Source organism: Pseudomonas sp. PS01299 (genome assembly GCF_029960145.1).
GTDB classification, from domain to species: Bacteria; Pseudomonadota; Gammaproteobacteria; order Pseudomonadales; family Pseudomonadaceae; genus Aquipseudomonas; species Aquipseudomonas putida_A.
Genome location: NZ_JASCPO010000389.1, coordinates 1 through 3,221, shown reverse-complemented (window position 1 = coordinate 3,221; position 3,221 = coordinate 1). Strand labels below are relative to the sequence as shown.

The window sequence follows — 3,221 nt, the reverse complement described above, 5'->3', positions numbered from 1 at the left end:
ATCCACGGAAACCCCCCAACCCCCAGACTCCCCAGCAGCAAACCACCCGCCAAACCACCCCCGGCAATCCCGACATTCCACAGGGTCACCAGCATCGATTGCGCCGTATCGGCAGCCTCTCCAGCGGTTTTCGCCGAGGCAGTCTGCAGCAGCGAAGGCATCGCACCAAACGCCAGACCCCACACGGCGACGGCGAGGTAGACCACGGTCGCCGATTCTCGCCATATGCCCAAGGCGATGGCGGAGAGCATGAACAGCAGCGTGCTGATCAGCATCAGTTCGCGCAGCCAGTGATCGATCAGGCTGCCGACGATCCACAGGCTCAGCACTGAGGCCAGGCCGAACACCAGCAGCACCCGGTCGATATCGCTGGCCAGTCCCGACGGTTGCAGGAATGGCGCGATGTAGGTGTACAGCAGGTTGTGGGCGATCACGTAGGTCAAGGTCACGAACAACACCGAGCGTACGCCGGGCAGGGTGAAGACCTGATGTAGGGGCAGGCGTTTTCCTGCGTGTTCTCCGGCAAAGTCCGGCACTTGCCAGCGCACCCAGATCACCAGCAACAGCGTCAGCGCAGTCATGATGGCGAAGCTCAGGCGCCAGCCGACCAGCGTGCCGAGCAGTGTTCCCGCCGGGATGCCCAGCGAGAGTGCCAGTGGCGCGCCAAGCATGGCGACGGTGATTGCCCGGCCTTGCAGGTGTGGGGCAACCATGCGGCTGGCGTAGCCTGCCAGCAACGCCCACAGCAGCCCGGCAAATATCCCGGCGAGCAAGCGTGCGGTCAAAGTCAGCCAGTACCATTCCGACACGGCGGTGATGCTGTTGGCGATGGCGAAGCCGCCGATGGCTGACAGCAGCAATGGCCGACGACGCCAGCTGCGGGTGACGATGGTCAGCGGGATGGCGGCGAGCATCGAGCCAATCGCGTACAGGGTGACCAGTTGCCCGATCAGTGCCTGGGAGACATTCAGCCCCGCGCTCATTTGTGGCAGCAGGCCGGCGGGCATGGCTTCGGTCAGCACCGTGATGAAACCGGCGGTGGCCAGGGCCAGCAGGGCGCCGAGGGGCAATCGTTCGCGGGTGTCGACTGGCTGGGTGAGGGCCGAGGTCAGTTGTGCGTCGTTCATGAGTCAGCGTCCATGTGCCGAAGTGGGTGAAGGCCATAGGCTAGGGCGCTGCGCATTGGAGAAAAATGGGTTACGGTTCCGAACATATCGGACATGGATGTCGTGAATCGGAGGGGTGGAATGGACAGTCTGGGCAGTATTTCGGTGTTTGTTCAAGTCGCCGAGACCCGCAGTTTTACCGAGGCTGGGCGGCTGCAGGGCGTGTCGTCTTCAGCGGTGGGCAAAAGTATCGCCCGGCTGGAGGCGCGCTTGGGCGTGCGGCTGTTTCATCGCACCACCCGCAGCATCACCCTGACCAGCGAGGGCACGCTATTTCTCGCACGCTGTCGCAAAATTCTCGCCGAGGTGGAAGCCGCCGAGTTCGAACTTTGCGATTCCGCATCCCAGCCCCATGGCAAACTGCGCATCAGCCTGCCGCAGGTGCACGGCCTGGTGATGCCGGTGATGAACGAGTTCATGGCGCTGTACCCGCAGATCGAGCTGGATCTGGACCTGACCGATCGCATGGTCGACGTGGTCGAGGAGGGCTTCGATGCGGTGATTCGTACCGGTCAACCACGTGATTCACGGCTGATGGCGCGGCCCTTGGGCGAGTTTCACATGGTGCTGGTGGCGAGCCCGTTGTATCTGCAACAGCGCGGCGTACCGCAAATTGCCGCCGATCTGGCGGAGCACGCCTGCTTGCGGCACACCTTTCATGCCACTGGCAAGCTGGAGCCATGGCCATTGATTGGCGAGGAGGGCGCGCCGGAGCCGAGCTTGCCGACGCGGCTGGTCACCACTTCTATCGAAGCCGTCCATCATGCGGCGCTGGCAGGGATGGGTATCGCCTGCCTGCCGGATTTCATGACCCATGAGGATGTGGCGCAGGGGCGCTTGCAGCGAGTGCTGGATGCGCATATGAAGCACACCGGTCAGTTCTGGGTGTTGTGGCCCTCCAGTCGCCACGCCACCGCCAAATTGCGCGTCTTCATCGATCACTTGTCGCTGCGACTTTTTCCGGCAAACAAGGGTCAATAGGGTTGTAACGGCTTTAAGACACAATCCATGCGCCGCAGGGCCACGTTCTGTTGCACAATACGCCCCGGACTGTTTTTCCTCAGGATGTTCAATGTTGATTTCAACTCCCATGCGTGTCGTTGGGTTGGCGCTGTTGTTGACCGCTGTTGCTGGCTGTTCGAAGGACAAGCCGATCTATGAGCATGAGAACTTCGATGATTCCGGCACGTTCTCGCGCAATTATCCGGTGGCCGACACCGCGAGTTGCGAGGCGGCCCGTCGTGCGTTGCTCAGCCAGGGCTACATCATCACCAGCAGTGACCCGAAACTGATCAGTGGCCACAAAAGCTTCCAGCAAACCGGTGAAACCCACATGGAGATCAGCTTCAATGTGGTGTGTACCGAAGATGGCAGCTCCAAGCACCATGCCACGGTGTTCGCCAATGCCCTGCAGGATCGCTATGCGCTGAAGAAGACCAACAACTCTGCCAGTCTCGGGGTTGGCGTATTGGGTTCGGTGTCGATGCCGATCGGTTCGTCGGACGATTCGATGGTCAAGGTGGCCAGTGAGACCGTGACCTCGCAGAAGTTCTACGAGCGGTTCTTCACGCTGGTTGAGTTGTTCCTGCCAGCCGATGCGAAGAAAGCCGCGCACATCGAAGAAAAACCCAAGACCGATCTCGGTGTGCCTGAGCCCAAGCCTGCCGCTGTAGCGCCGGTTACACCTGCACCGGCGGTAGAGGCAACGCCTGCACCGCCGCCAGCCGGGATTGTCGAGCCTGCCCAAAACATGACGCCGGCAGCCCCGGCAGCGACCCCGGCCCCCGCTCCGGTTGCGCCGACGCCAACGGGTTCTGAGCCAGTGGTGCCGCCGGCCGAGTCAGCGCCGATCACCCCGGCACCGAGTGCAGAGCCTGCACCGGCTACCGAAACGATCACGCCGCCGGCCAACCCGACCAATATCCCGCCGCCATCGGAGCCGATTCCGGCGATGCAGTAACACACACACATCCCATGTGGGAGCGGGCTTGCTCGCGAAAGCGGAGTATCAGTCAATGTATATGTTGATTGACACTGCGCTTTCGCGAGCAAGCC

The 3,221-nt window shown here is 61.9% G+C and carries 3 protein-coding genes; 2 read left to right on the top strand and 1 reads right to left on the bottom strand.

Annotated elements, in window-relative coordinates; translation table 11 throughout:
- Positions 1-1,127 (bottom strand): MFS transporter (locus QMX91_RS30090; RefSeq protein WP_282413830.1); only part of this gene is annotated, 1,127 nt, incomplete at its 3' end.
- A 120-nt stretch (positions 1,128-1,247) separates the two neighbouring features.
- Between QMX91_RS30090 and QMX91_RS30085 the strand changes: the two genes are divergently transcribed.
- The gene (locus QMX91_RS30085) at positions 1,248-2,147 is read left to right on the top strand and encodes a LysR family transcriptional regulator (RefSeq protein WP_098968096.1); all 900 of its coding nucleotides are present in this window, start codon (positions 1,248-1,250) and stop codon (positions 2,145-2,147) included.
- 91 nt (positions 2,148-2,238) lie between these two features.
- Complete coding sequence (locus QMX91_RS30080; RefSeq protein WP_098968097.1) at positions 2,239-3,126, top strand: DUF2242 domain-containing protein; 888 nt, start codon at positions 2,239-2,241, stop codon at positions 3,124-3,126.
- Positions 3,127-3,221 lie beyond the last annotated feature (95 nt).